Source organism: Promicromonospora sp. MS192 (assembly GCF_049532985.1).
GTDB lineage: Bacteria > Actinomycetota > Actinomycetes > Actinomycetales > Cellulomonadaceae > Promicromonospora.
Genome location: NZ_CP186693.1, coordinates 4,275,485 through 4,296,653, shown reverse-complemented (window position 1 = coordinate 4,296,653; position 21,169 = coordinate 4,275,485). Strand labels below are relative to the sequence as shown.

Genomic DNA, 21,169 nt, shown 5'->3' with positions numbered 1-21,169 from the left:
TGGCCAGAGAGGAAGACCGTGCCGGAGAAGAAGCCCGATCGGGATGCGGGTGTGCTGGTGATCGGCCTGGGCCGGTTCGGGTCGGCGATCGGTGCCACCCTGGACCGCCTCGGGCAGGACGTGCTCGCCGTGGAGCAGGACCCGGTGCTGGTGGCCCAGTGGTCCGGCCGGCTGCCGCTGGTGGAGGCCGACGCGTCCAACCCGGAGGCCCTGGAGCAGCTCGGCGCGCGGGACTTCGGCGTCGCGGTGGTCGGCGTGGGCTCGTCGCTGGAGGCGTCCGTGCTGATCACCGGCAACCTCGTCGACCTGGGCACACCACAGATCTGGGCCAAGGCGATCTCCGCGGAGCACGGCCGCATCCTGACCCGCATCGGCGCCCACCACGTGGTCTACCCGGAGGCCGACGCCGGCAAGCGCGTCGCGCACCTGGTCAGCGGCAAGCTGCTCGACTACATCGAGGTCGAGGACGGGTTCACCATCGTGAAGATGCGTCCGCCGAAGGAGGCGCAGGGCTTCACGCTCGCGCAGTCGAACATCCGCAAGCGCTACGGCATCACGGTGATCGGCGTGAAGTCGCCGGGCGCGGAGTTCGTCTACGCGACGCCGGAGACGCGGATCTCCGCCAACGACCTGCTGGTCTGCTCGGGGCACGCCGACCTGCTGGAGCGGTTCGCGGCTCGGCCCTGACCACCGCGCGTGACATCTCACACAGGCTCGATTACGGGCCGCGCGGCAGAGCGGGTAACCTAGGCACGGACTACTTTTCGTGTTGGTCGGCCATCGTCACTCTGGCGTCACTGTCCCGGACCAACCGTGGACCATTTCGCCGAGCGGCCCGTCGTCGGGCCGCCGCCGACCGATCGAACATTGCGAGGACCTATGGGCTCCGTCATCAAGAAGCGCCGCAAGCGTATGGCCAAGAAGAAGCACCGCAAGCTGCTTCGCAAGACGCGCCACCAGCGTCGCAACAAGAAGTGACCCACGCGCCCCCGGGCGCGTGAAGACCAGGCCCGGCCCCTTGGGGCCGGGCCTTCTTCGTGCCCGAGACGCCTGGGGCACCGGGACGGTGAGTGCGGGCCTGGTGGTGGAAAGCGGCCCGATACCGCAGCTACCCCCGCGCTCGCGCCGGTCGTCAGTGACCGCGCAGCCGGCGCCGGGCCGCGCGGAGCACCAGGCCGAGCACCCACGCGGCACCCGCCCAGGAGGCCGTCCGCACGCCGCGGCCCGCCGCACGCTGGGAGCGGCCGCGGAACTCCCGGATGGGCCAGCCCACCTCCTGCGCGTGCCGGCGCAGCCGCAGGTCCGGGTTGATGGGGCACGGGTGTCCCACGACGCGCATCATCGGCAGGTCGTTCAGCGAGTCGCCGTAGGCGTAGCTCTCGTCGAGGTCGATGTCGTTCACCTCGGCGAGCTCGACGATGGCGTCGGCCTTGGCCTGCCCGTGCATGAGGTCGCCCTTGAGCCGGCCCGTGTAGAAGCCGTCCTTGTGCTCGGCGACCGTGCCCAGGGCCCCGGTCGCGCCGAGCCGGCGGGCGATGAGCTGTGCGATCTCCACGGGCGTGGCGGTGATGAGCCACACCTGGTGGCCGGCCGCGATGTGCTCGTCGAGCAGCCGGCGCGTGCCGGGGTAGATCCGCAGCGACAGGACGGCGTCCCACACCTCCTCGCCCAGGGTGGCGATCTCCGCGACGCTGCGCCCCGCGATGAGCGAGAGGGCGCGGTCGCGCACCTGGTCGATCTCCTCCTTGTTCTCACCCCAGAGCAGGTAGCGGGCCTGGACCAGGGCGAACTTGAGGATGTCGCGGGTGCCGAAGAACTTGCGCTGGTACGCGGACTTGGCGATGTGGAAGGCGCTCGCCCCGCGGATGATCGTGTTGTCGACGTCGAAGAACGCCGCGGTGGCGGACGAGGGGTGCGTCGACGGCATGGAGGTCACTCTATCCGCGTGACACGTGCCGCAAGTCCTCGCCGGGCGGCCGCCCGGGAGCACTGGTAGAACCAGGGGGTGACCTACCGGAACGCCCTGTCCGAGCAGGCCCCCTTCGCCCGGGTCCTCCACCTGCTGGTGGCTCTGCTCGCGCTCGGTGGCTTCGCCATCGAGCTCGTCGTGGCGCTCACGGGCGGCCCCGGGATCGCGCCCACCCATGCCGAGCGCGTCGTGCGGCTGTTCAGCTACTTCACGATCCAGTCCAACCTGCTGATCGGCGGTGTGTCGCTGGCGCTGGCGCTCGACCCGCGCCGGGACGGGCCGGTGTTCCGGGTGCTGCGGCTGGACGCGCTGCTGTGCATCGCGGTGACCGGGATCGTCTACAACACGGTGCTGCGCGGGCTCGTGGAGCTCACGGGCGCCGGGATGGTGTCGAACGTGATGCTGCACGTCCTGTCACCGGTGCTGGCCGTCGTGGCCTGGGTGCTGGTGGGTCCCCGCCCGCGGGTGACCGCGCGGACCGTCTGGTGGTCGGTGGTCTACCCGATCGCGTGGCTGGTCTACACGTTCGTCCGGGGTGCGGCGACGGGCTGGTACCCGTATCCCTTCCTGGACGTGACCGAGCTGGGCTACGCCGGGGCACTGATCAACTCCGCGGGCGTGGCCGTCGTCTTCCTCGCGCTCGCCTGGGGGGTGCGCTGGGCGGACGGGCGGCTCCCGGACACCGACCGCTCGCGGGTCCCCGCGTGACGTAACCTCGGGGCGTGACAGCTCCTGCCGAACCCCGGGTCGTCCTCTACACCCGCGACGCGTGCCATCTGTGCGAGGACGCGCGTGCCGTCGTCGTCCAGGTGTGCGAGGGTGCGGGGGTCCAGTGGCGCGAGGTCGACATCGACAGCGCGCCCGCACTGCGGGACAAGTACGGGGAGTACGTCCCCGTGGTCGAGGTGGACGGGGTCCAGCAAGGATTCTGGCGCGTGGACGGTGCGCGCCTGGCCCGCCTCCTGGCATGATCGTCCCGGCAGTGTGTGCGTACGCCCGCGACACAGTGGTTGCGGGGAGGGGAGCAGCACGTGGTCGAACTCAGTGACGGCACAGTTCCGGCGGCGACCGTGGGGCGCCTGCCCTACTACCTGCGCGCCCTGCGCGACCTCGCGGCCGAGGGGGTGGATCTCACGTCCTCGACGGAGCTCGCGGAGCGGTCGGGCGTGAGCTCCGCGCAGCTGCGCAAGGACCTGTCGTACCTGGGTTCGTTCGGCACGCGCGGCGTCGGGTACGACGTCGAGTCGCTCGCCTCGTACATCACCGTCGCCCTCGGGCTCGAGACGGAGCACCGGCTCGCGATCGTCGGCATCGGCAACCTGGGGCATGCCCTGGCGAACTACTCCGGGTACGCGACGCGCGGCTTCCAGGTGGTGGCCCTGCTCGACGCGTCGCCCGACGTCGTGGGCACCGACGTGGCCGGCGTGACGGTCGAGCACGTCCGCGACGTGGCCGGTGTCATCGAGCGGGAGCGGGTGTCGATGGTGGTCCTCGCCCTGCCGGGCCACGTGGCGCAGGACGTGGCCGACGCCGTCGTCGGCGCGGGTGTGCGCGAGATCCTGAGCTTCGCGCCCGTCGCGCTCCAGGTGCCGGACGACGTCGTGGTGCGCTCGGTCGACGTCGGCGGCGAGCTGCAGATCCTGGCCTTCCATGCGGCGGCGCGCGCAGCCGCGCTGTGACCGGCGCCGGCGTGCCGGCGTGAAGTGCGCTTCTACCCAGCGATTGCGCCCACCAGAGCAGCGATTCCGGGGCGCAATCGCTGGGTAGAAGCGCACCGGGCCGGGATGCCCGGCTCGCGACGCACGGACGCCCGCCCTGCCGGGCACCGGTGGGTGCCGAGGCGGGGCGGGCGTCCGGGACACGCGCCGTGCTGCGGGGAAGAGGTCAGCCCTTGGCGATGGCGCTGACGTCCAGCGTGATCTTGACCTTGTCGCCCACCAGGAAGCCGCCGGTCTCCAGCGTGGCGTTCCACGTGAGGCCGAAGTCCTTGCGGTTGACCTCGAGGTTGGCCTCGAAGCCGGCGCGCACGTTGCCGAACGGGTCCTTGGCGGTGCCGGTGAACTCGGTCTCCAGCTCGACGCCCTTGGTGATCCCGTTGATGGTGAGGTCACCGGAGATGACGTAGTCGTCGCCGTCGGCACGGATGCCCGTCGAGGTGAAGGTCCAGGTCGGCTTCTCGTCGGCGTGCCAGAAGTCCGCGCTCTTCAGGTGGCCGTCCCGACCGGCGTCGCCGGTGCTCACGGAGGCCGCGTCCAGCTCGGCGGCGACGCTCGACGACTCCAGGTCCTCGCCCACCGTGATGGTGCCCGAGGTGACCGCGATGCTGCCGCGCACCTTCGCGATCCCGGCGTGACGGACGGAGAAGGAAGCAGCGGTGTGGGAGGGGTCGATCTCGTACGTGCCGGCGGTGAGACCAGCGGGGAGCGGGGTGGCCATGAGGGGGAACTCCTTGGTGATGTGGCGGTTTGGGTGGATAGTTGAGGGATCAACTACTCACGATCCCGTCCAACATAGCGGTTCCCGTAACGTATTCCCAGAGGGGCTCGGTTCGCACGAAGGCGGTGGTGACATGGCGGCGCAGACCGTCGAGGGGCGCGACATCTGGTTGTCCGAGGAACAGCAGGGATCCTGGCGGCACTACCTGGAGGGCACCGCGCGCTTCGTGGAGGCCCTGAGCTCGGTCCACGACCGGACCCTCACCCTCTCGCTCGGGGAGTACAGCCTGCTGGTCCAGCTCTCGGAGGCACCGGACCGCACCATGCGGATGTCGACGCTCGCGGACGGGCTCGTGCTGTCGCGCAGCCGGCTCACGCACACCGTGGCCCGGATGGAGGCCCGGGGCCTGGTGGAGCGGCGGGCGGCGGAGGGCGACCGGCGCGGCGTGAACTGCACCATGACCGACGACGGCTACGCGGCCCTGGTGGTCGCCGCCCCCGGCCACGTGGCCGCGGTGCGCCGGATCATGGTCGAGGCGCTGGAGCCGGAGGAGTTCGCGATGCTGGGGCGGATCATGGCCAAGGTCGCGGCGTCGTCGAAGGACGCGGGCGGTACGGAGGAGGGCCTGGCGGCCCACTGCGACTGACGGGCCGGCCGGCCCGGCGCACCGCGCGCGCCGGGCCGGCCGGGTGGTGCGACCACCTGACCGGCTCGGCACGCCGAGGACGCCGGGCCGGTGGCGTGGTGCGACGTCAGGCCGTGATCGCGCGGCCGAACATCGGGCGGTAGGCGAAGCCCGCGATCAGGCCGCCGAGGATCGGGAACACGAGGAACACCCAGAGCTGGCCCCACGCCCAGCCCCCGGCGTAGATGGCGGTCGCCACCGAGCGGGCCGGGTTCACCGAGGTGTTGGTGACCGGGATCGAGACCAGGTGGATCAGGGTCAGCGTGAGGCCGATCGCCAGCGGCGCGAACCCGGGGGCGGCCACCCGGGCCGTGGTGCCGAGGATGACGAAGAGGAAGACCGCGGTGAGGACCGTCTCGGTCAGGGCCGCCGAGCCCAGGCCGAACCCGTCCGGCGAGTGCTCGCCGAACCCGTTCGCCGCGAACCCGGACTCCCGGGCGGCCTCGAAGTACCCGTCGGGCCCGCCGGCCGCGATCAGCGCCAGCACGCTCGACCCGAGGGCACCGCCCACGAGCTGCGCCACGACGTACCCGCCGACGTCGCGCCACGAGAACCGTCCGGCGGCCGCCAGGCCCAGGGTGACGGCCGGGTTGAAGTGCCCGCCCGAGATCGGCCCCAGGGCGAACGCGCCGACGACGACGGTGAGGCCGAAGGCCAGGGCGACGCCCAGGAAGCCGACCCCCACGGTGTTCGTCTCGGCGTCCGGGAAGTTGGCGGCGAAGACGGCGGTACCGCAGCCGCCGAGGACGAGGACGAAGGTACCCAGCGCCTCGGCGAGGAGCCGTGCGTACATCGCGGGTGATGCTGTCTCCGTCATGGTGAGACCCCCTTGCTCATGTCGGACGGTTTCATGGTGAAGACCACCGTGAAACTTGTTGCTGACAGTAGGTCGGCATCCCTGGATCGGCGCGAGATGACGTAATCCACACCCGCTGGAGGTCACGGGCACCCAGGCTCGGGTGCGAGACTGGGCGCCATGGTCTCCACGACGGTCCACCTGCTGCGCCACGGCGAGGTGCACAACCCCGACGGCATCCTGTACGGGCGTCTGCCTGGCTACCGCCTCTCCGACCGCGGCCAGGCGATGGCCAAGATCGTCGCCGACCACCTCACCAGCGGTGGCCACGACGTGGTCCGGGTGGTCGCGTCGCCGCTGCAGCGCGCGCAGGAGACCGCCACACCGGTGGCCCAGGGCTTCGGCCTGGAGCTCGCCACGGACGACCGCATCATCGAGGCCGGCAACCGCTTCGAGGGCCTCCGCGTCGGCGGGGGCGGCGGGGCGCTCAAGAACCCGCGCAACTGGCCGCACATGTGGAACCCGTTCCGCCCGTCGTGGGGCGAGCCGTACACGGAGCAGGTCCAGCGCATGCGCGCCGCCGTCGAGGACGCCCGCCGCGTGGCCGAGGGCCACGAGATCGTGCTGGTCAGCCACCAGCTTCCCGTCTGGCTCACGCGCCGCTCGTTCGAGGGCGGCACCCTCTGGCACGACCCGCGCAACCGGCAGTGCAACCTCGCCTCCCTGACGTCCCTGCACTTCGAGGACGACCGCTTCGTGGGCCTGCACTACACGGAACCCGCCGCGGAGCTCTACGACGGCGCGAGCAAGGTCGCCGGCGCGTGATGCGAGGGAAGACCTTCAAGGTCGTGCAGTGGGTGGTGGCCGTCGGCATCGTCGTCGGCCTGGTGGCGGCCCTCACGGCGTGCGCGCCCGAGGACTCCGGTGCGGGCGACGTCGTCGGGCAGGGCTACGTCTCCGGTGACGGGTCCGTGCAGACGTACGACGCCGGGGAGCGCAAGGGGCCCGTCGCCGTCGTGGGCACGGACTTCGAGGGCAACGAGGTGGACACGTCCGACTGGGCGGGCGACGTCGTCGTCGTGAACACCTGGTACGCCTCCTGCGCGCCGTGCCGCGCCGAGGCGCCCGACCTGGTGGACCTCGCCACCTCCAAGGACGGCGTGCGGTTCGTCGGCATCAACACGGAGGACGACGCCGGCGCCGCCCAGGCGTTCCAGCGCACGTTCGAGGTGCCCTACCCGAGCATCGAGGACCGCTCGGGCACGGTGATCGCCGGGCTGACCGGCGTCGTGCCCCTGCAGGCCGTGCCGACCACCGTGGTGCTGGACCAGGAGGGCAAGGTGGCCGCCCGCGTCATCGGCCTGGCCGAGGGGTCCACCCTGGAGGCGCTCATCGACGAGGTCCTGGCGGAGGCCGCCTGATGCTTCCCGGCTCGATCGCGACCGCCGTCGGCGACGGACTCGCCAGCACCGCGTTCAGCGGGTCCCTGCTGCTGGCGGTGCCCGTGGCGATCCTGGCGGGTCTCGTGTCGTTCGCGTCGCCGTGCGTGCTGCCCCTCGTGCCGGGCTACGTCGGGTACGTGAGCAGCATGGCCGCGGCGTCGGCGGGGACCACCCCCGGGATCGTGGCCACGCGGGCCAGGCCGGCCCGCGGCCGCGTGGTCGGCGGCGTGGCGCTGTTCGTGCTCGGCTTCACCGCCGTGTTCGTCTCGTTCGGGGCGGCGTTCGGCGGCCTGGGCGTGTTCCTGGTGCGCTGGGAGGACGTGATCATGCGCGTGCTCGGGGCCGTCGTGATCCTGCTCGGCCTCGGCTTCCTCGGCGCCGTGCCGTTCCTCCAGCGCGAGGCCCGGTTCCACGTGACACCGCGCACCGGCCTGTGGGGCGCGCCCCTGCTCGGCATCGTGTTCGGCCTGGGCTGGACGCCCTGCATCGGCCCGACCCTCGGCGCCATCCAGGTGCTCGCGATCGACGAGGCGTCCGCTGGCCGCGGGGCCCTGCTCGGCGTGGCCTACTGCCTCGGCCTCGGTGTCCCCTTCCTGCTCGTCGCGCTGGGTTTGCAGAGCTCGGAGCGCATGCTCGACTTCCTGCGCCGGCACCGCCTCGCGGCGCTGCGGATCGGCGGCGGGCTGCTCGTCCTGGTGGGGCTGCTGCTGGTCACGGGGCTGTGGACGCGGATCACCGGGGCCATGCAGCTCTGGATCGGCGGATTCGAGACGGTGCTCTGATGGCCGACCGCACCAGGCAGGAGTCCTACGTCCCCGAGGGCATCGCGGACGAGTTCACGCAGGGCGCGCCGGCGTCCGACGAGAAGCCGCAGAAGCCCGGCCGGCCCACCGCGCCCACGCTGGGCCTCGTGGGCACGCTGCGCTGGATGTGGCGGCAGCTCACCTCCATGCGGGTGGCGCTCATGCTGCTCATGCTGCTCGCGGTGGCCGCCGTGCCCGGTTCCGTGCTGCCGCAGCGCAACCAGGACGCGGCCGGCGTCATCGAGTACCTCGCCGACCACCCGACCGCGGGGGAGTGGCTCGACCGGGCCGGGTTCTTCGACGTCTACTCGTCGGTCTGGTTCTCCGCGATCTACATCCTGCTGTTCGTGTCCCTCGTGGGCTGCATCCTGCCGCGCTCCGCGACCCACTGGCGCGCCCTGCGCGGGCGTCCGCCACGTGTGCCGTCCCGGTTCAGCCGGTTCCCGGCGCAGGCCACCGCGACCACCGACGCCACGCCCCAGGAGGTGGCCGACGCCGTCGCCGCCCGCCTGCGCGGCACGATCTCCTGGCTGCCCACCTTCCGGGTGGACCGGGCCGAGGAGACGGCGCGGGGGCGCGGAGCGTCCGGCCGGAGCGAGCTTGCGAGCGCAGGGCGGGAGCGACCGAAGGCACCTCCCGCGGCGCAGACCGTGAGCGCCGAGCGCGGCTACCTGCGCGAGACCGGGAACCTCGTGTTCCACCTGGCCCTGGTGGGCCTGCTGGTGTCCGTCGCGACGGGCCAGATGCTGCACTACCGCGGCCAGGCCATCGTCACCGAGGGGCGTGGGTTCGCCAACGCCGTGGTCGACTACGACACGTTCGAGAAGGGCTCCTGGTTCCGGCCGGAGTCGCTCGTCCCCTTCGCGATGACGCTCGACGAGTTCGAGTCGGAGTTCGCGAGCGACACGGTCGCCTTCGCCCAGGCCCGCGACTTCACGGCGCACGTCACCGTGACCGAGCCGTCGGGCGAGCAGCGCGGCGAGCAGATCAAGGTGAACCACCCGATCGTCGTCGACGGCGCCAAGATCTACCTGCAGGGCAACGGCTTCGCCCCGGAGATCACCGTGCACGACGCCGAGGGCGAGGTCGCCTTCGCCGGACGCGTCACCTTCATCCCCGAGGACACGATGTACACCTCCCGCGGCGTGGTGAAGGTGCCCGACGTGTCGCCGGGGCTCGACCAGATCGGGCTGGTCGGGTACTTCCTGCCGACCGCGGAGGTCAACGAGGACGGGTCGGCGCGCTCCGCGTTCCCGCAGCCCGTGGACCCGCTGCTCGTGCTCGAGGTGTACACGGGCGACCTGGGCCTGGACGACGGCTCCCCGCAGAACGTGTACGAGCTCGACACCGCCTCGCTCACCCCGGCCGTCGACGAGCAGGGCGAGCGCATCAAGGTGCTGGCCCGCCCCGGCGAGACCGTCGAGCTCCCCGACGGGCTCGGCACGCTGACCCTCGGCGAGGACCTGCCGCGCTACGTGGCCCTGGACCTGCGGCACGACCCGTCGCTCACGTTCGTGCTCGTCTTCGCGCTGCTGGCGCTGGCGGGCCTGACAGTCTCGCTGTTCACGCCGCGGCGACGGGTCTGGGCGCGCGCGTACGCCGGGCCGGACGGGGCTACCGTGGTCGAGGTGGCGGGCCTGGCCCGCGGCGACGACGCAGGTCTGCAGGCCGAGGTCGACCGCGCGCTGGCGGCGGTGCCCGGGAACGTGCAGCAGCCAGAGACGGGGGACGAGCCGGTCACGCCGGCCGCGCCCGACCGGATCGGATCGGAGAAGGACTGAACATGGAGCTGGCAAACCTGAGCGTGCTGCTCGTCTGGGGCGCGGCGACCGCGCTCGCGGTCGCGCTGATCGCGTTCTCCGTGGACCTGTCGCGCCTGTCGGGCGCACGGGTCGACGCGCGGGACGCGGCCAGGACCCGGGAGCGCGTGGCGGTCGCGGCCGGCGGCGACGTCTCGCCCTACGAGGCGGGCGCCGACGCCGTCCCGGCGGACGCGCCGGCCGCCCCCGTCCCGGCGAACCGGAAGCTGGCCGGGGTCGGGATGTCCGTGACCTGGCTGGCCGCCGCCCTGCTGCTCGTCGCGATCGTGCTGCGCGGCATCGCGGCCGGCCGGACGCCGTGGGCCAACATGTACGAGTTCGCGCTGGTCGGCACCTTCGTGGCGGTCGCCGTCTTCGCGGGCGTCAACACCCGGCGCGACGTGCGCTACCTCGGCGCGTTCGTGACCGGCCTGAGCGTGCTGTTCCTCGTGCTGGCGCAGGAGAAGTTCTTCGTCGAGGCCATGGGCGTGCAGCCCGCGCTGCAGAAGTACTGGCTCGTCATCCACGTGGGCGTCGCCATCGTCGCGACCGGCATCTTCACGGTGGCGTTCGTGACGTCGGCGCTCCAGCTCCTGCGCGACGCCCGGGACAACGGCTCGCCGGTGCTGGGCAGCCGCCGCTGGGGCTGGCTGGACCACACCGCGACGCCGGTGGCGCTGGAGTCGCTCTCGTTCCGGCTGAACTCGGTGGCCTTCGTGCTGTGGACCTTCACGCTCATCGGCGGCGCCATCTGGGCCGAGGACGCGTGGGGACGCTACTGGGGCTGGGACCCCAAGGAGGTCTGGAGCTTCATCGTCTGGGTGGTCTACGCGGCCTACCTGCACGCGCGCACGACGCGCGGCTGGTCCGGCACCCGGGCGGCCTGGTTCGTCGTGGCGGGCTACGCGTGCGTGCTGTTCAACTTCACGGGCGTGAACCTGATCTTCAACGGCAAGCACTCGTACTCGGGCCTGTGAGCCCGGCGTCCTGAGGGCCCGACGACAGAGGGCGCCGATCCGGTCCGGATCGGCGCCCTCTGTCTGTCGTTCCCGTGCCGGGCGCCCTGCGGCGCGTCAGCTGCTCTCGGTGTCGTCGTCCTTGGCCTCCTGGCGACCCCGCGCCTCGCGTTCCTGCCGGCGCTTCTCCTGCTCCAGGCGCCAGAGGAACTCGGGGTCGTCGTCCGGGGCCACCGGACCGGACGGGCGGCGCGGCCCGGGGCGGGGCGGGGTCGGGCGGCTGCCGCCGGGGCCCGAGGCCGGGCCCGCGCCCGACCGGCGCGCGGAGACCCGCACCACGATCCACGAGATGGGCCCCAGCAGGGGCAGGAGCACGATGAGCAGCACCCAGAGCCAGCGGGGCAGGCCGCCGCGCTCGTCCTCCTCGGAGCCCCAGACATCGACCAGGGCGTAGACCGCGAGTCCGACGACGGCCAGGATCAGAAGTACGCGTGGCATACCCCCAGCCTACGGCGGGTCGGCAACGATAGGTCAGCCCGCAGCGTGACGTTCGCCCTGTTCCGGGCCCGGAGGTCCGCCGTCGTCGAGGTGTGACCCGCGCCCGGCCTACCATGGGTGGGTGCCCCTCGTGATCTACACCCTGCTCCGCCTCGCGCTGTTCGGCGTCGCCTTCGGCGGGCTCTACCTGGCCGGGCTGCGGGGCTGGCTGCTCCCGATCGTCGCCGTGGTGGTCGCCCTGACCGTGTCGTACCTGACGCTCACCGGGCCGCGGGACGCCGCGACCCGCTGGATCGCCGCCCGTGCCGAGCGCCGCGCCGCCGAGCGTGCCGCGGCACCGAAGGTCGACGTCGACGCGGCCCACGAGGACGCGCGCCTCGACGAGGAGCTCCGCACCGACCGCTGAGGCCGGTCAGGCCCGTGGGAGACCGGGGCCGGTCAGACCGACAGGCCGAACCAGAGCAGCAGCCCGTAGCCCAGCTCGTACAGGCCCGTGCCGGCCAGCACCGGCACGAGCAGCTTGCCGCGGGCGCCGGCGAGCACCGGGACCGACAGCAGTGCCGCCGGGCCGAGCAGCAGCACCACCACGAGCGACCACGGCGCCCAGAAGGCGCACACCACGCCGAGCAGCACCGGGACCCAGATCATCGTGACGTAGGCGCGTCGGGCTCGGTGGTCGCCGAGGCGCACCGCCAGGGTGCGCTTGCCGGACAGGACGTCGGTGGGGATGTCCCGCAGGTTGTTCACCATGAGCAGCGCGCAGGCGATCAGGCCCACCCCGACGGCGCCGAGCACCGCGGGCCACGTGATGATCCCCGCCTGCGTGTAGGTGGTGCCGAGCACCGCCACCAGCCCGAAGAACACGAACACCGCGACCTCGCCCAGCCCCCGGTACCCGTACGGCTGCTTGCCGCCGGTGTAGTACCAGGCGGCGACGACGGACACCGCGCCCACGGCGAGCAGCCACCACTGCCCGGACACCGCGCAGAGCGCCAGCCCGAGCACACCGGCCACGCCGAACGCGGCGAACGCGGCCCGCTTCACGGCGCCGGGTGCCGCCGCGCCCGAGGCCGTGAGCCGCATCGGGCCCACGCGGTCCAGGTCGGTGCCGCGCACACCGTCGGAGTAGTCGTTGGCGTAGTTGACGCCGACCTGCAGCGCGAGGGCCACACCGAGCGCGAGCAGTGCGGGCAGCCATGCCGAGGCGTCCACCTGGGCCGCCGCGCCGGTACCCACCATGACGGGCGCCGCCGCCGCGGGCAGCGTGCGGGGCCGCGCCCCGGAGATCCACTCGGCGGCTGTCGCCATCAGCGTGTCCTTCGTTCGTGGGGGATGTCTGGTCCGTGGCACCGGGACCGGGTGCGTGCGCGGTCCTGGCGGGGGAACGAAGTCATGGTCGCACGGGTTCCCGCTCGGCCCGCACGACGGCGTCGCGCACGGCCCGCCGGTCGATCTTGCCGGGCCCGCGCGTGGGCAGGGTCGCGGTGACGTATGCCCGGCGCGGCGCGGCGGCCGCCCCGAGCCGCTGCCCGACGGCGGCGCGCAGCCCGGCGAGCGGCCCGCCGCCGTCGGTCACCTCGCCCGCCGCGGGCGGGGCGCCGTCCGGGCCGGTACGGGACTCCCGGGCGGCCCCGCCGGACGGCGGCGCACCGAACGGGACCAGCTCGAGGCCGCCGGGGCGGGCCGGCGGTCCGGTGCGGGCGATCACCGCGACCACCGCCTGGCCCCACTCGGCGTCGGGCACCCCGACGACGCAGACCTCGCCCGGTGTGCCCTGGGCGGCCAGGTGCTCCGCGATCGCCTCCTCGACGGCCGCAGGGGCGACGTTGACGCCGCCGGTGACCACGACGTCGTCGGCCCGCCCCAGGACCGTGAGCCGGCCGTCGTCGAGGCGGCCCAGGTCGGAGGTGCGGAACCAGCGGGTGCCGTCGGGGTCGGCGCGGAAGGCGGCGGCTGTGGCAGCGGGGTCGCCCACGTAGCCCTCGGCGAGCACCGGGCCGGACAGCTCGATCACGCCCGTCGCGGCGTGCTCCTCCGGGCCCGCGCCGGTGGTGGTCGGTGTCGTGCCGGACAGACGGACGCGTACGCCGGGGAGCGGGACGCCGTCGTAGACGCAGCCGCCGCTGGTCTCGGACATGCCGTAGGTGGTGACCACGCGGACGCCGGCGGCACGGGCCCGCTCCAGGAGCGGCGCGGGTGTCGCGGCGCCGCCCACGAGGACGGCGTCGAACCGGGCGAGGGCCCGCAGGCCGGCCGCGTCGCCGGCGTCGGCCGCGGCCACGAGCCGGTGCAGCTGGGTGGGCACGACCGAGACGTAGGCCCGGGCGCCGGCTGCCGTATCCGCTGTGTCCAGGAACTCCTGGGCCAGGGACGCGAAGGCCGCCGGCGTGAAGTGGTCGGACGTGCCGGCGCGGACCTCGGTGCCCGCCACGACGGAGCGGGTGACCACCTGGACCCCGGCCACGTGCGTGGGCGGGAGCACCAGCAGCCACCGCCCGGGGCCGCCGAGCCGCTCGTGGGTCGCCTCCGCCGAGGCACGTAGCGCCGCCGCGCTCAGCGCGACCTCGCGGGGCTCGCCCGTGGAACCGGAGGTCCGCAGCACCAGGGCGGTGCCGGACGGCGGTGCGGCGTCGGAGGCCCGGGGTTGCGGCGCGTACGCCGGACCGCCCTCGAGGGCGGCGCGGACGGCGTCCACGACGGCGGCCGGCGACGTCGCCGCGCCTGCGTCGGCCGGCGGCGCGGCGGACACTGGTGGGACAGCGGTCGAGGCAGCGGGCAGAGGGTCGTTCGAGGGCACCTCACGAGGGTAAGCGCGCCGCCCCGGGGCGGCGGCCGCCGGATCTGTAAGGTGTGCGCCACACCTGGGGCGGGCCCGGGTGCGGACGGTCGCTAAGGAGTGCCGATGACGACCCGCTGGACGACGGCCGCGCAGGCCACGGGTGCGGCGCTGGTGGTCGGGCTGCTGCTGGCGGGATGCGGCCTCGGCGCCCCCGAGGAGCCCCTGCCCACGCCCACCGCGACGGTCGACGCCCCGGTGCGCGGCGACCGGGACCGGCCGCCGGAGCCGGACGTGCCGGTCGTGTGGCCGCTCACCGGGGCACCCACGGAGAAGGTGGCGGACCGCCCGGCCGTGTCGGTGAAGATCGAGAACTCGGTGCAGGCCCGGCCGCAGCGCGGTCTCACGGAAGCGGACATCGTGTGGGAGGAGGTCGTGGAGGGTGGCATCACCCGGTTCGTGGCGACCTACCACTCGAAGCTCCCCGCCGTCGTGGAGCCGGTGCGCTCGGTACGGCCCATGGACCCGGCGATCGTGGCGCCGCTGGACGGCATCCTGGCGTTCTCCGGCGGCCAGGGCCCGTTCATCGCGGCGGTGCAGCGGTACGGCACGCAGACTCTCATCAACGACGACGGCGACCCCGGCTTCGTCCGGGATCCCGCGCGGGTCGCGCCGCACAACGTGATCGGGAACGTGGCGACGTTCGCGGCGCAGGCCGACGACCGCCGGACCAGTCCGCCGCCCCCGCAGTTCCGGTACGCGCGCAAGCTGGGCCAGGGCACCGCCCCACGGGCCGGGAAGCCGGCGCCGACGGTGGACGTGCGACTGTCCCCGGCTCAGCGCACGGTCTGGACGTGGGACGCGGAGCGGGAGCGCTACCTGCGCAGCGAGGGCTCGGTGCCGTCGGTGGCCGCCGACGGCAGGCGGCACACCGCGCGGAACGTCCTGGTGCTGTCCACCGAGGTGTTCAACACGAACTTCGTGGACCCCACCGGCGCCCCCGTGCCCGAGCACCGGCTGGCCGGCAGCGGCGGCCTCGGCACGCTGGTCTCGATGGGCCACAGCATCACGGTCCGCTGGTCCAAGAAGGACCACGGCTCCCCGATCGTGCTGCGGACCCGGAACGGCAAGGAGGCGGAGCTCGACCCGGGAAACACCTGGATCGAGCTGGTCCCGGCGGGCTCGGGGACCTGGTCACCGCGCTGATCCGGGCCACATGAGAGACCTTTCATCCCGGTCTCATCGCCTGTTCACGGCGGTCCAGTTGAGTGACGACATCGCACCACCCGTCCTCGACCAGAAAGCGTGGCTGCCATGAGCATTCTCGACACGTCCCCGGCCCTGCGCGACGACGCGCCGCGCATCGTCGCCGTACCGCTCCGGGTGGATGCCGCCGACGTGCCGGCTCGTGCCCCCGAGCCGCTCGCGTCCCGGCTGCTGCGGGCGAAGAAGGCCTACTCCACGCGGTTCGTGGCGGCGGCGATCGACCGGGACCCGGCGGCCTTCGGTCTGGTCCGCGACCCGGCGCGGGCGCCGCGGCCGGGCGACGTCGTCCTGGCCCGCGTCGTGACTATCGGCCAGCACCGGCGCTTGGAGTCCCCGGTCTCCCGCCGCCAGATCCTGTTCGAGGGCGACGAGATCGTGGTGGCCTACGGCTCGCGCTACGCCGCCGACCAGTTCCTGGCACTCTTGCCCGAGGACCTGGGCCCGTGCCACCTCGCCGCGGCCGGCGGGCTCGCCTCCCGCGTGATCGACCAGCACGCCGACGTCAAGGACGCCACGGTGATCGAACCGGTCGGGCTGCTGTCCACGGTGGACGGGGTGGTCAACCTCGCGGACCTCGCCCCGCACACGGTGCGCCCCGCCCCGGCCGTGCGGGGCGCCGCGACCGGTGTGCCGGTGGTCGCCGTCGTCGGCACGTCGATGAACTCCGGCAAGTCGACCACCCTGGCCTGCCTGGCCCACGGGCTCGCCGCGGCAGGGCTCACCGTCCACGCGGGCAAGGCCACGGGCACCGGCGCGGGCAACGACGCGAACCACTTCGTCGACGCGGGCGCCCACCGGGTGGTCGACTTCACCGACCTCGGCCGGCCCAGCACGTTCGGCCTGCCGTTCGAGGAGGTCCGCGACGTCTTCGCGACCATGGTCGGCCTGCTGGCCGAGCCCGCGGCGCACGGTGCGCCCAACGTCGTGCTCGTCGAGGTCGCCGACGGCGTGTACCAGGGCGACACGCGCCGCCTGCTCACCGACGACGCGTTCCGCACGGTGGTCGACCGCGTCGTGTTCGCCGCCGGGGACGCGCTCGGCGCCAGCGGCGGGATCGCCGCGCTGCGCGCGCTCGGCTGCGCCCCGTCGGTGGTGTCCGGGGTGCTCACGGCCTCCCCGCTCGCGGTGGCGGAGGCCCGGGCGGCGCTCGACGTCGAGGTTGTGCCCACCTACGACCTGCGGCTGCCGGAGGTCGCGCTCGCCGCGGCGGGACTCGGCCCGGAGGGCGTGCGGCCGGCAGCCGGGGTGCTGGGTGCGGTCGGGGACGGTCATGCGGTCGCCTGACACAGGGCCTGAGACGGTGCCTGAGACGGCGCCCGACATGGCGTCTGGCACGGCCTCTGGCACGGAGCCTGGCACGGCCCCTGGCACGTCGTCCGGCAGGGCCCCTGGTGCCGAGGCCGGCGCGCTGCCGCGGGTCTTCGTCGGCGCGCGACGGTCCTGGGTGGCCGGGCTCGTGGCCCTCGGGCTCGGGCAGGGCGCCCTCGGCGCGGTCGGGGCCTGGGCGCTGACGCAGCTCCGCCCGGGCAGCGCGTGGCCGATCGTCGTGGCGGTCGTCAGCATCGTGGCGACGGCCGTCGCCGTCGGCGGGCTGCGCGTCGAGGAACGTATCGCCGCGGAACGGCTTGGCCAGGACTACGTGCGCGAGCTGCGCCGCGAGCTGGTCGAGTCCGAGCTGACGCCGGGCGGTCGCACCCACCTCGGCATCACCGTGGCCCGCACCACCAACGACCTCGCGAGCGTGCGGAACTGGGTGTCGCAGGGCGTGGCGCCGCTGATGTCCGGCATCCCGCTGATCGCCGGCTCCGCGATCGGGCTCACCGTGCTCGACCCGTTCCTCGGCGTCGGCTTCCTGCTCCCGCTCGCCGTCCTGGCCGCCGTCATGGTGCCGTGGGCCCGCACGGCGTACCTGAAGTCGCGGCGCCTGCGCCAGGCCCGCGGGCGCATGGCCACCCGCATCGCGGACACCGTCGGCGCCGCACAGGGCATCATCGCCGCACACGGCGCCGGCCGGGAGCTGGGACACATCGACTCCGCGTCAGCCGACGTCGTCGACCGCGCCGTGGACCGTTCGGTGACCGTCGGGGCGCTCCGGGCCGGGGGAACCGTCGCGGCGCTGCTGGCGACGCTCGCCGTGGCCGCCGTCGGCGTGGTGCGCGGCCTGGACCCGGCCGTCACGGTGGCCGCGATGGCCATGGCCGGGCTCGCGTCGACGCCGATCGTCGACCTCGGCCGCATCGTCGAGTACCGCCAGACGTACCTGGCCGCCCGCGCGGTGCTCGGCCCGGCGCTCGCCGATGCCGCCCGGCGGCGCGCGGAGCACGAGCGCGCGAGCAGCGCGGCGGCGTCGGCCGACCTACCCGACGGCGCGGACGGGGCCGGCCGGGTGCACCTGGTGGTCCCCGGGCTCGTGCCGGTCTCCGCTCCGCTGCAGGCGGGCCCCGGCGACCGGATCCGGCTGACCGGCGACGACCCGGAGGCGCCGTTGCGCCTGATGCGGCGCGTGACGGGCCTCGACCTCCCGCCGGCCGGCGCCGTCGACGAGCTCTGGGTGGACGGACGGAACGTCCGTGCCGTCGCGCCGTCGGACGGCCGTGCGCTCGTGGGGCTCGCGGCCCGGGGCGCCGTGTTCGAGCGGGGGACCCTGCGACGCGCGCTGCGCTACCGCCGCCCCGACCTGGACGACGCCACGGCCGACACGGTCTTCGCCGCGGTCGGTCTCGACGTCGGCCGGTTCCCGGACGGTGCCCGCACCGTGCTGCGCGCCGGCGGGGAGCCGCTGACCGTCGACGAGCGGGCCCGCCTCGCGCTGGCTCGCGCGATCTACGGCGAGCCGCCGCTGCTCCTGGTCGCCGACCTCGATCGCGACCTGGACGCCGAGGGCCGGGAGCGGCTTGCAGGCTTACTGGCTGCGTACCCGGGGGCGGTGCTGTTCGCCGGGCCGGACGAGCTGGCGCGGGCGCTCGGCGCGCGGGACGTGCGGCTCGCCGCGGAGCCGGTCCCGGTGGGGCCGGACGGCGGGGTGGCGGACGACGACGGGTGAGGCGACGGTCGCAGCCGGGGTTGCCGGGTCGGCGGCCACGCCGTCAGTAGTAGTACGGGAACCCCGACCAGTCCGGCTCCCGCCGTTCCAGGAACGCCTCCTTGCCCTCGACCGCCTCGTCCGTCATGTACGCCAGCCGCGTGGCCTCGCCGGCGAACACCTGCTGGCCGGCGATCCCGTCGTCGGCCGCGTTGAAGGCGAACTTGAGCATGCGGATGGCCTGCGGCGACTTGCCGGCGATGATCCGCGCGTACTCCAGGGCCAGGCCCTCCAGGTCGTCGTGCTCCGCGACCTCGTTGACGGAACCCCAGCGCTCGGCGTCGTCGGCGGAGTACTCGCGGGCCAGGAAGAAGACCTCCCGTGCCCGCTTCTGCCCGAGCTGGCGGGCGAAGTAGGCGGAGCCGTAGCCGGCGTCGAAGGAGCCGACGTCGGCGTCGGTCTGCTTGAACTTCCCGTGCTGGCGGCAGGCGACCGTGAGGTCGGCGACCACGTGCAGGGAGTGCCCGCCGCCGGCGGCCCAGCCGTCCACGACCGCGACCACGACCTTGGGCATGGTCCGCATGAGGCGCTGCACCTCCAGGATGTGCAGGCGGCCGGCCTTGGCGGGGTCGATCGAGTCGGCGTTCTCGCCGTCGGCGTAGCGGTAGCCGTCGCGCCCGCGGATGCGCTGGTCGCCGCCGCTGCAGAACGCCCAGCCCCCGTCCTTGGGGGAGGGGCCGTTGCCGGTGAGCAGCACGGTGCCGACGTCGGACGTCATGCGGGCGTGGTCCATGACCCGGTACAGCTCGTCCACGGTGTGCGGGCGGAACGCGTTGCGCACCTCCGGCCGGTCGAACGCGACGCGCACCACGGGCAGGTCGCGCGGCTCGGGGCCGCTGCGGTCCACACCCCGGTGGTAGGTGAGGTCGGTCAGGTCCTCGAACCCGGCGACCGTGCGCCAGCGCTGCGGGTCGAACGTCTCGGAGACCTGACGGGGGAGATCGGTGCTGGTGCTCACGTGCGCAAGCCTAGTTCGGCCTGGTGCCGGGCAGGTTCAGCGCCAGGGGCCGACGTTGGGGACGAACACCTTCATGGCGTCGACGATCTCGCGCGCGTCGGCCAGGGCCAGAGTTACCTCTTCGGATGTGATGGTCGGTGTCTCGACACCTGGGTACTCGGAGTCGTGGCGCCGGAGGCGCAGCCCTTGTCGTGCCAGGGGCGCCGTCATGGCTTTCCGTGCGGCGTCGTACAGCATGGCCAGAGCACCCGACGGATCGTCGTCCACCAGCTTGGCGGCCGAGGCAAGGTGGACGTCCGCCTGGTCGAGCAGGAACCCCGAGTGTTCCTCGGACGGCGCGACCAGTTGTAGCTCGCCCTCGTCGAGGAGGTTCTGGATCTCAGGCTCCCCGATCGGCCAGCGGCTCCCCGTCGTGGTCCCTGCCACGTGATACTCCTTCGTTCTCGACGAGCTCGACGGTCGGCGAACTCAGGATCGTCCGCTTGAACGGACCCTCGTCGTCAGTCCACGCAGTGGTGGAAACACGACGTACGTTGACCTCCCGGCGGAGTTTCTTCTCGGCCTCCTCCACGACGTCGGCGAGCTGATCTCGATCGGGCTCGCCGATCACCAGCACGTCGATGTCTCCCGGGACCGACCCGGGGCGCTCGCTGTACCTCGCAGCCCATGACCCGTGGATGAAGGCGTGCTCGATGCCGTCGATCTCGGTGAGAAGGCTGCGGAGCACCGCCAGCGGCCCGAAGGTCACAGCCAGAAGTTCTGCTAGAGGAGCGTAGACCAGATTGTCCGTCCGGGCGCGAGCAAGCCGGGTGTTGCCGAGGCGACGGGTGGAGGCGAGGCCTGCGGCCTCGAGACGGTCGACCTCACGCAGGACCGTGACCCGTGAGGTGCCCACGAGGCGTGCGATGTCGGTGAGGCTCTGCTCGTGCTCCGGATCCAGAAGGACGGCAGCGAGAATGTCTCCTTGGACACGGGTGCGCAGCAAGGGCAGGAGCAGCGGTGATCCTTGTTTCATAAAACGCACTCTATCGTTCGATTTACGGACGTACCATCTTCCACACCCGCACGACGAGAGGAACCCCATGCTGATCCGCCACCGCGGTCTCGAACCGTCGATCGACCCCTCCGCCTACGTCGCCCCGTCGGCGACCCTCGTCGGTGACGTCCGCGTCGCCGCCGGGGCGAGGATCCTCCACGGTGCCGTCCTGACCGCCGAGGACGGCGCCGTCGTCATCGGCGCGGACACCGTCGTGATGGAGAATGCGCTCGTCCGGGGCCGGCTGGGGCATCCCGCCCGGATCGGGTCCGCCGTGATGGTCGGCCCGCACGCCCACGTCAACGGCAGCACCGTCGAGGACGAGGCGTTCGTCGCGACCGGTACCTCGCTGTTCCCCGGGAGCGTCATCGGCAGGGGTGCGGAGGTCCGGATCAACGGCGTGGTGCAGGTCAACACCGTCCTGGCCCCCGGCGCGACCGTGCCGATCGGGTGGGTCGCCGTGGGCGACCCGGCGCAGATCCTGCCGCCGGACCGGCACGAGGAGATCTGGGCGATCCAGCGCGAGCTCGACTTCCCCGGCACCGTCTACGGGGTGGGGCGGGACGTGTCGATGCGCGAGCTGATGCGGCGCCAGTCGGAGCTCTACGGCGCACACCGGGACGACGAGGTGCTGCCCGAGGCGATGTAGCCGCCCAGGTCGTTAGCC

Annotated in this window: 25 protein-coding genes; 16 read left to right on the top strand and 9 right to left on the bottom strand. The window is 73.4% G+C overall.

What is annotated here, in order from left to right; translation table 11 throughout:
• The first annotated feature begins 18 nt into the window (after window positions 1–18).
• Both ACO229_RS19255 and ACO229_RS19250 read left to right on the top strand, forming a co-directional pair.
• Window positions 19–687: a potassium channel family protein gene (locus tag ACO229_RS19255; protein WP_397413000.1), complete on the top strand. Its 669-nt coding sequence runs from the start codon at window positions 19–21 to the stop codon at window positions 685–687.
• 192 nt (window positions 688–879) lie between these two features.
• Entirely contained in the window at window positions 880–978 is a 99-nt protein-coding gene (locus ACO229_RS19250) for a 30S ribosomal protein bS22 (RefSeq protein WP_003792170.1), read from the top strand.
• A gap of 154 nt (window positions 979–1,132) precedes the next feature.
• Here the strand turns inward: ACO229_RS19250 and ACO229_RS19245 are convergent, their stop codons facing one another.
• The gene (locus tag ACO229_RS19245) at window positions 1,133–1,927 is read right to left on the bottom strand and encodes an HAD family hydrolase (RefSeq protein WP_397413001.1); all 795 of its coding nucleotides are present in this window, start codon (window positions 1,925–1,927) and stop codon (window positions 1,133–1,135) included.
• A 78-nt stretch (window positions 1,928–2,005) separates the two neighbouring features.
• Between ACO229_RS19245 and ACO229_RS19240 the strand changes: the two genes are divergently transcribed.
• From ACO229_RS19240 to ACO229_RS19230, 3 genes are read left to right on the top strand one after another with little or no spacing between them, the layout of a single operon-like run.
• The gene (locus tag ACO229_RS19240) at window positions 2,006–2,677 is read left to right on the top strand and encodes a Pr6Pr family membrane protein (protein ID WP_423462485.1); all 672 of its coding nucleotides are present in this window, start codon (window positions 2,006–2,008) and stop codon (window positions 2,675–2,677) included.
• Window positions 2,678–2,691: 14 nt separating this feature from the next.
• Entirely contained in the window at window positions 2,692–2,940 is a 249-nt protein-coding gene (locus ACO229_RS19235; protein WP_397413003.1) for a glutaredoxin family protein, read from the top strand.
• Between the two features lie 60 nt (window positions 2,941–3,000).
• Window positions 3,001–3,648, top strand: a complete 648-nt coding sequence (locus tag ACO229_RS19230) for a redox-sensing transcriptional repressor Rex (protein ID WP_397413004.1) — start codon at window positions 3,001–3,003, stop codon at window positions 3,646–3,648.
• A gap of 205 nt (window positions 3,649–3,853) precedes the next feature.
• Here ACO229_RS19230 and ACO229_RS19225 read toward each other — a convergent pair whose 3' ends face one another.
• Window positions 3,854–4,405: a YceI family protein gene (locus ACO229_RS19225; RefSeq protein WP_397432952.1), complete on the bottom strand. Its 552-nt coding sequence runs from the start codon at window positions 4,403–4,405 to the stop codon at window positions 3,854–3,856.
• A gap of 133 nt (window positions 4,406–4,538) precedes the next feature.
• Here ACO229_RS19225 and ACO229_RS19220 point away from each other — a divergent pair, with 133 nt between their 5' ends.
• Entirely contained in the window at window positions 4,539–5,051 is a 513-nt protein-coding gene (locus tag ACO229_RS19220) for a MarR family winged helix-turn-helix transcriptional regulator (protein WP_397432953.1), read from the top strand.
• A gap of 106 nt (window positions 5,052–5,157) precedes the next feature.
• Here the strand turns inward: ACO229_RS19220 and aqpZ are convergent, their stop codons facing one another.
• Entirely contained in the window at window positions 5,158–5,907 is a 750-nt protein-coding gene (aqpZ, locus tag ACO229_RS19215) for an aquaporin Z (protein ID WP_423462484.1), read from the bottom strand.
• 159 nt (window positions 5,908–6,066) lie between these two features.
• Here aqpZ and ACO229_RS19210 point away from each other — a divergent pair, with 159 nt between their 5' ends.
• Genes ACO229_RS19210 through ccsB form a run of 5 tightly spaced genes read left to right on the top strand, consistent with a single transcriptional unit; the run spans window position 6,067 to window position 10,907 of the window.
• Window positions 6,067–6,711 (top strand): histidine phosphatase family protein, encoded by a 645-nt coding sequence (locus ACO229_RS19210; protein ID WP_397432955.1) that lies wholly within the window; start codon window positions 6,067–6,069, stop codon window positions 6,709–6,711.
• Window positions 6,711–7,307, top strand: coding sequence for a TlpA family protein disulfide reductase (locus ACO229_RS19205; RefSeq protein WP_423465322.1), 597 nt, complete (start codon window positions 6,711–6,713; stop codon window positions 7,305–7,307). Before ACO229_RS19210 ends, ACO229_RS19205 begins: the two co-directional genes overlap by 1 nt.
• Window positions 7,307–8,110: a cytochrome c biogenesis CcdA family protein gene (locus ACO229_RS19200; RefSeq protein ID WP_397432956.1), complete on the top strand. Its 804-nt coding sequence runs from the start codon at window positions 7,307–7,309 to the stop codon at window positions 8,108–8,110. Before ACO229_RS19205 ends, ACO229_RS19200 begins: the two co-directional genes overlap by 1 nt.
• Window positions 8,110–9,912, top strand: coding sequence for a cytochrome c biogenesis protein ResB (resB, locus tag ACO229_RS19195; RefSeq protein WP_423462483.1), 1,803 nt, complete (start codon window positions 8,110–8,112; stop codon window positions 9,910–9,912). The genes ACO229_RS19200 and resB overlap by 1 nt, the downstream gene beginning before the upstream one ends.
• A gap of 2 nt (window positions 9,913–9,914) precedes the next feature.
• Window positions 9,915–10,907: a c-type cytochrome biogenesis protein CcsB gene (ccsB, locus tag ACO229_RS19190; RefSeq protein WP_423462482.1), complete on the top strand. Its 993-nt coding sequence runs from the start codon at window positions 9,915–9,917 to the stop codon at window positions 10,905–10,907.
• A 96-nt stretch (window positions 10,908–11,003) separates the two neighbouring features.
• Here the strand turns inward: ccsB and ACO229_RS19185 are convergent, their stop codons facing one another.
• A complete protein-coding gene (locus ACO229_RS19185; protein ID WP_397432960.1) occupies window positions 11,004–11,384 on the bottom strand; it encodes a PLDc N-terminal domain-containing protein in 381 nt (126 codons plus the stop codon).
• A gap of 121 nt (window positions 11,385–11,505) precedes the next feature.
• On the opposite strand from ACO229_RS19185, the gene ACO229_RS19180 reads away from it, so the two are divergent.
• Window positions 11,506–11,790: a DUF4229 domain-containing protein gene (locus tag ACO229_RS19180; protein WP_397413014.1), complete on the top strand. Its 285-nt coding sequence runs from the start codon at window positions 11,506–11,508 to the stop codon at window positions 11,788–11,790.
• Between the two features lie 32 nt (window positions 11,791–11,822).
• Here ACO229_RS19180 and ACO229_RS19175 read toward each other — a convergent pair whose 3' ends face one another.
• Window positions 11,823–12,692, bottom strand: a complete 870-nt coding sequence (locus tag ACO229_RS19175) for a 1,4-dihydroxy-2-naphthoate polyprenyltransferase (protein WP_397413015.1) — start codon at window positions 12,690–12,692, stop codon at window positions 11,823–11,825.
• Between the two features lie 82 nt (window positions 12,693–12,774).
• Window positions 12,775–14,181: an AMP-binding protein gene (locus ACO229_RS19170; protein WP_423462481.1), complete on the bottom strand. Its 1,407-nt coding sequence runs from the start codon at window positions 14,179–14,181 to the stop codon at window positions 12,775–12,777.
• 105 nt (window positions 14,182–14,286) lie between these two features.
• Here ACO229_RS19170 and ACO229_RS19165 point away from each other — a divergent pair, with 105 nt between their 5' ends.
• The 3 genes from ACO229_RS19165 to ACO229_RS19155 all read left to right on the top strand — a co-directional run bounded on the left by ACO229_RS19165 (window position 14,287) and on the right by ACO229_RS19155 (window position 18,469).
• Window positions 14,287–15,366, top strand: a complete 1,080-nt coding sequence (locus ACO229_RS19165; protein ID WP_423462480.1) for a DUF3048 domain-containing protein — start codon at window positions 14,287–14,289, stop codon at window positions 15,364–15,366.
• 108 nt (window positions 15,367–15,474) lie between these two features.
• Window positions 15,475–16,710 (top strand): DUF1611 domain-containing protein, encoded by a 1,236-nt coding sequence (locus ACO229_RS19160; protein WP_423462479.1) that lies wholly within the window; start codon window positions 15,475–15,477, stop codon window positions 16,708–16,710.
• A 37-nt stretch (window positions 16,711–16,747) separates the two neighbouring features.
• Window positions 16,748–18,469, top strand: coding sequence for an ABC transporter ATP-binding protein (locus ACO229_RS19155; RefSeq protein ID WP_423462478.1), 1,722 nt, complete (start codon window positions 16,748–16,750; stop codon window positions 18,467–18,469).
• A gap of 43 nt (window positions 18,470–18,512) precedes the next feature.
• Here the strand turns inward: ACO229_RS19155 and ACO229_RS19150 are convergent, their stop codons facing one another.
• Genes ACO229_RS19150 through ACO229_RS19140 form a run of 3 tightly spaced genes read right to left on the bottom strand, consistent with a single transcriptional unit; the run spans window position 18,513 to window position 20,481 of the window.
• Window positions 18,513–19,466, bottom strand: coding sequence for a 1,4-dihydroxy-2-naphthoyl-CoA synthase (locus ACO229_RS19150; RefSeq protein WP_423462477.1), 954 nt, complete (start codon window positions 19,464–19,466; stop codon window positions 18,513–18,515).
• 36 nt (window positions 19,467–19,502) lie between these two features.
• Window positions 19,503–19,892 carry a hypothetical protein gene (locus ACO229_RS19145; protein ID WP_423462476.1) on the bottom strand — a complete coding sequence of 130 codons (390 nt, stop codon included), beginning with the start codon at window positions 19,890–19,892 and terminating at the stop codon, window positions 19,503–19,505.
• Window positions 19,846–20,481 carry a hypothetical protein gene (locus ACO229_RS19140; protein ID WP_423462475.1) on the bottom strand — a complete coding sequence of 212 codons (636 nt, stop codon included), beginning with the start codon at window positions 20,479–20,481 and terminating at the stop codon, window positions 19,846–19,848. The genes ACO229_RS19145 and ACO229_RS19140 overlap by 47 nt, the downstream gene beginning before the upstream one ends.
• 67 nt (window positions 20,482–20,548) lie before the next feature.
• On the opposite strand from ACO229_RS19140, the gene ACO229_RS19135 reads away from it, so the two are divergent.
• Complete coding sequence (locus ACO229_RS19135) at window positions 20,549–21,151, top strand: gamma carbonic anhydrase family protein (protein ID WP_423462474.1); 603 nt, start codon at window positions 20,549–20,551, stop codon at window positions 21,149–21,151.
• Window positions 21,152–21,169 lie beyond the last annotated feature (18 nt).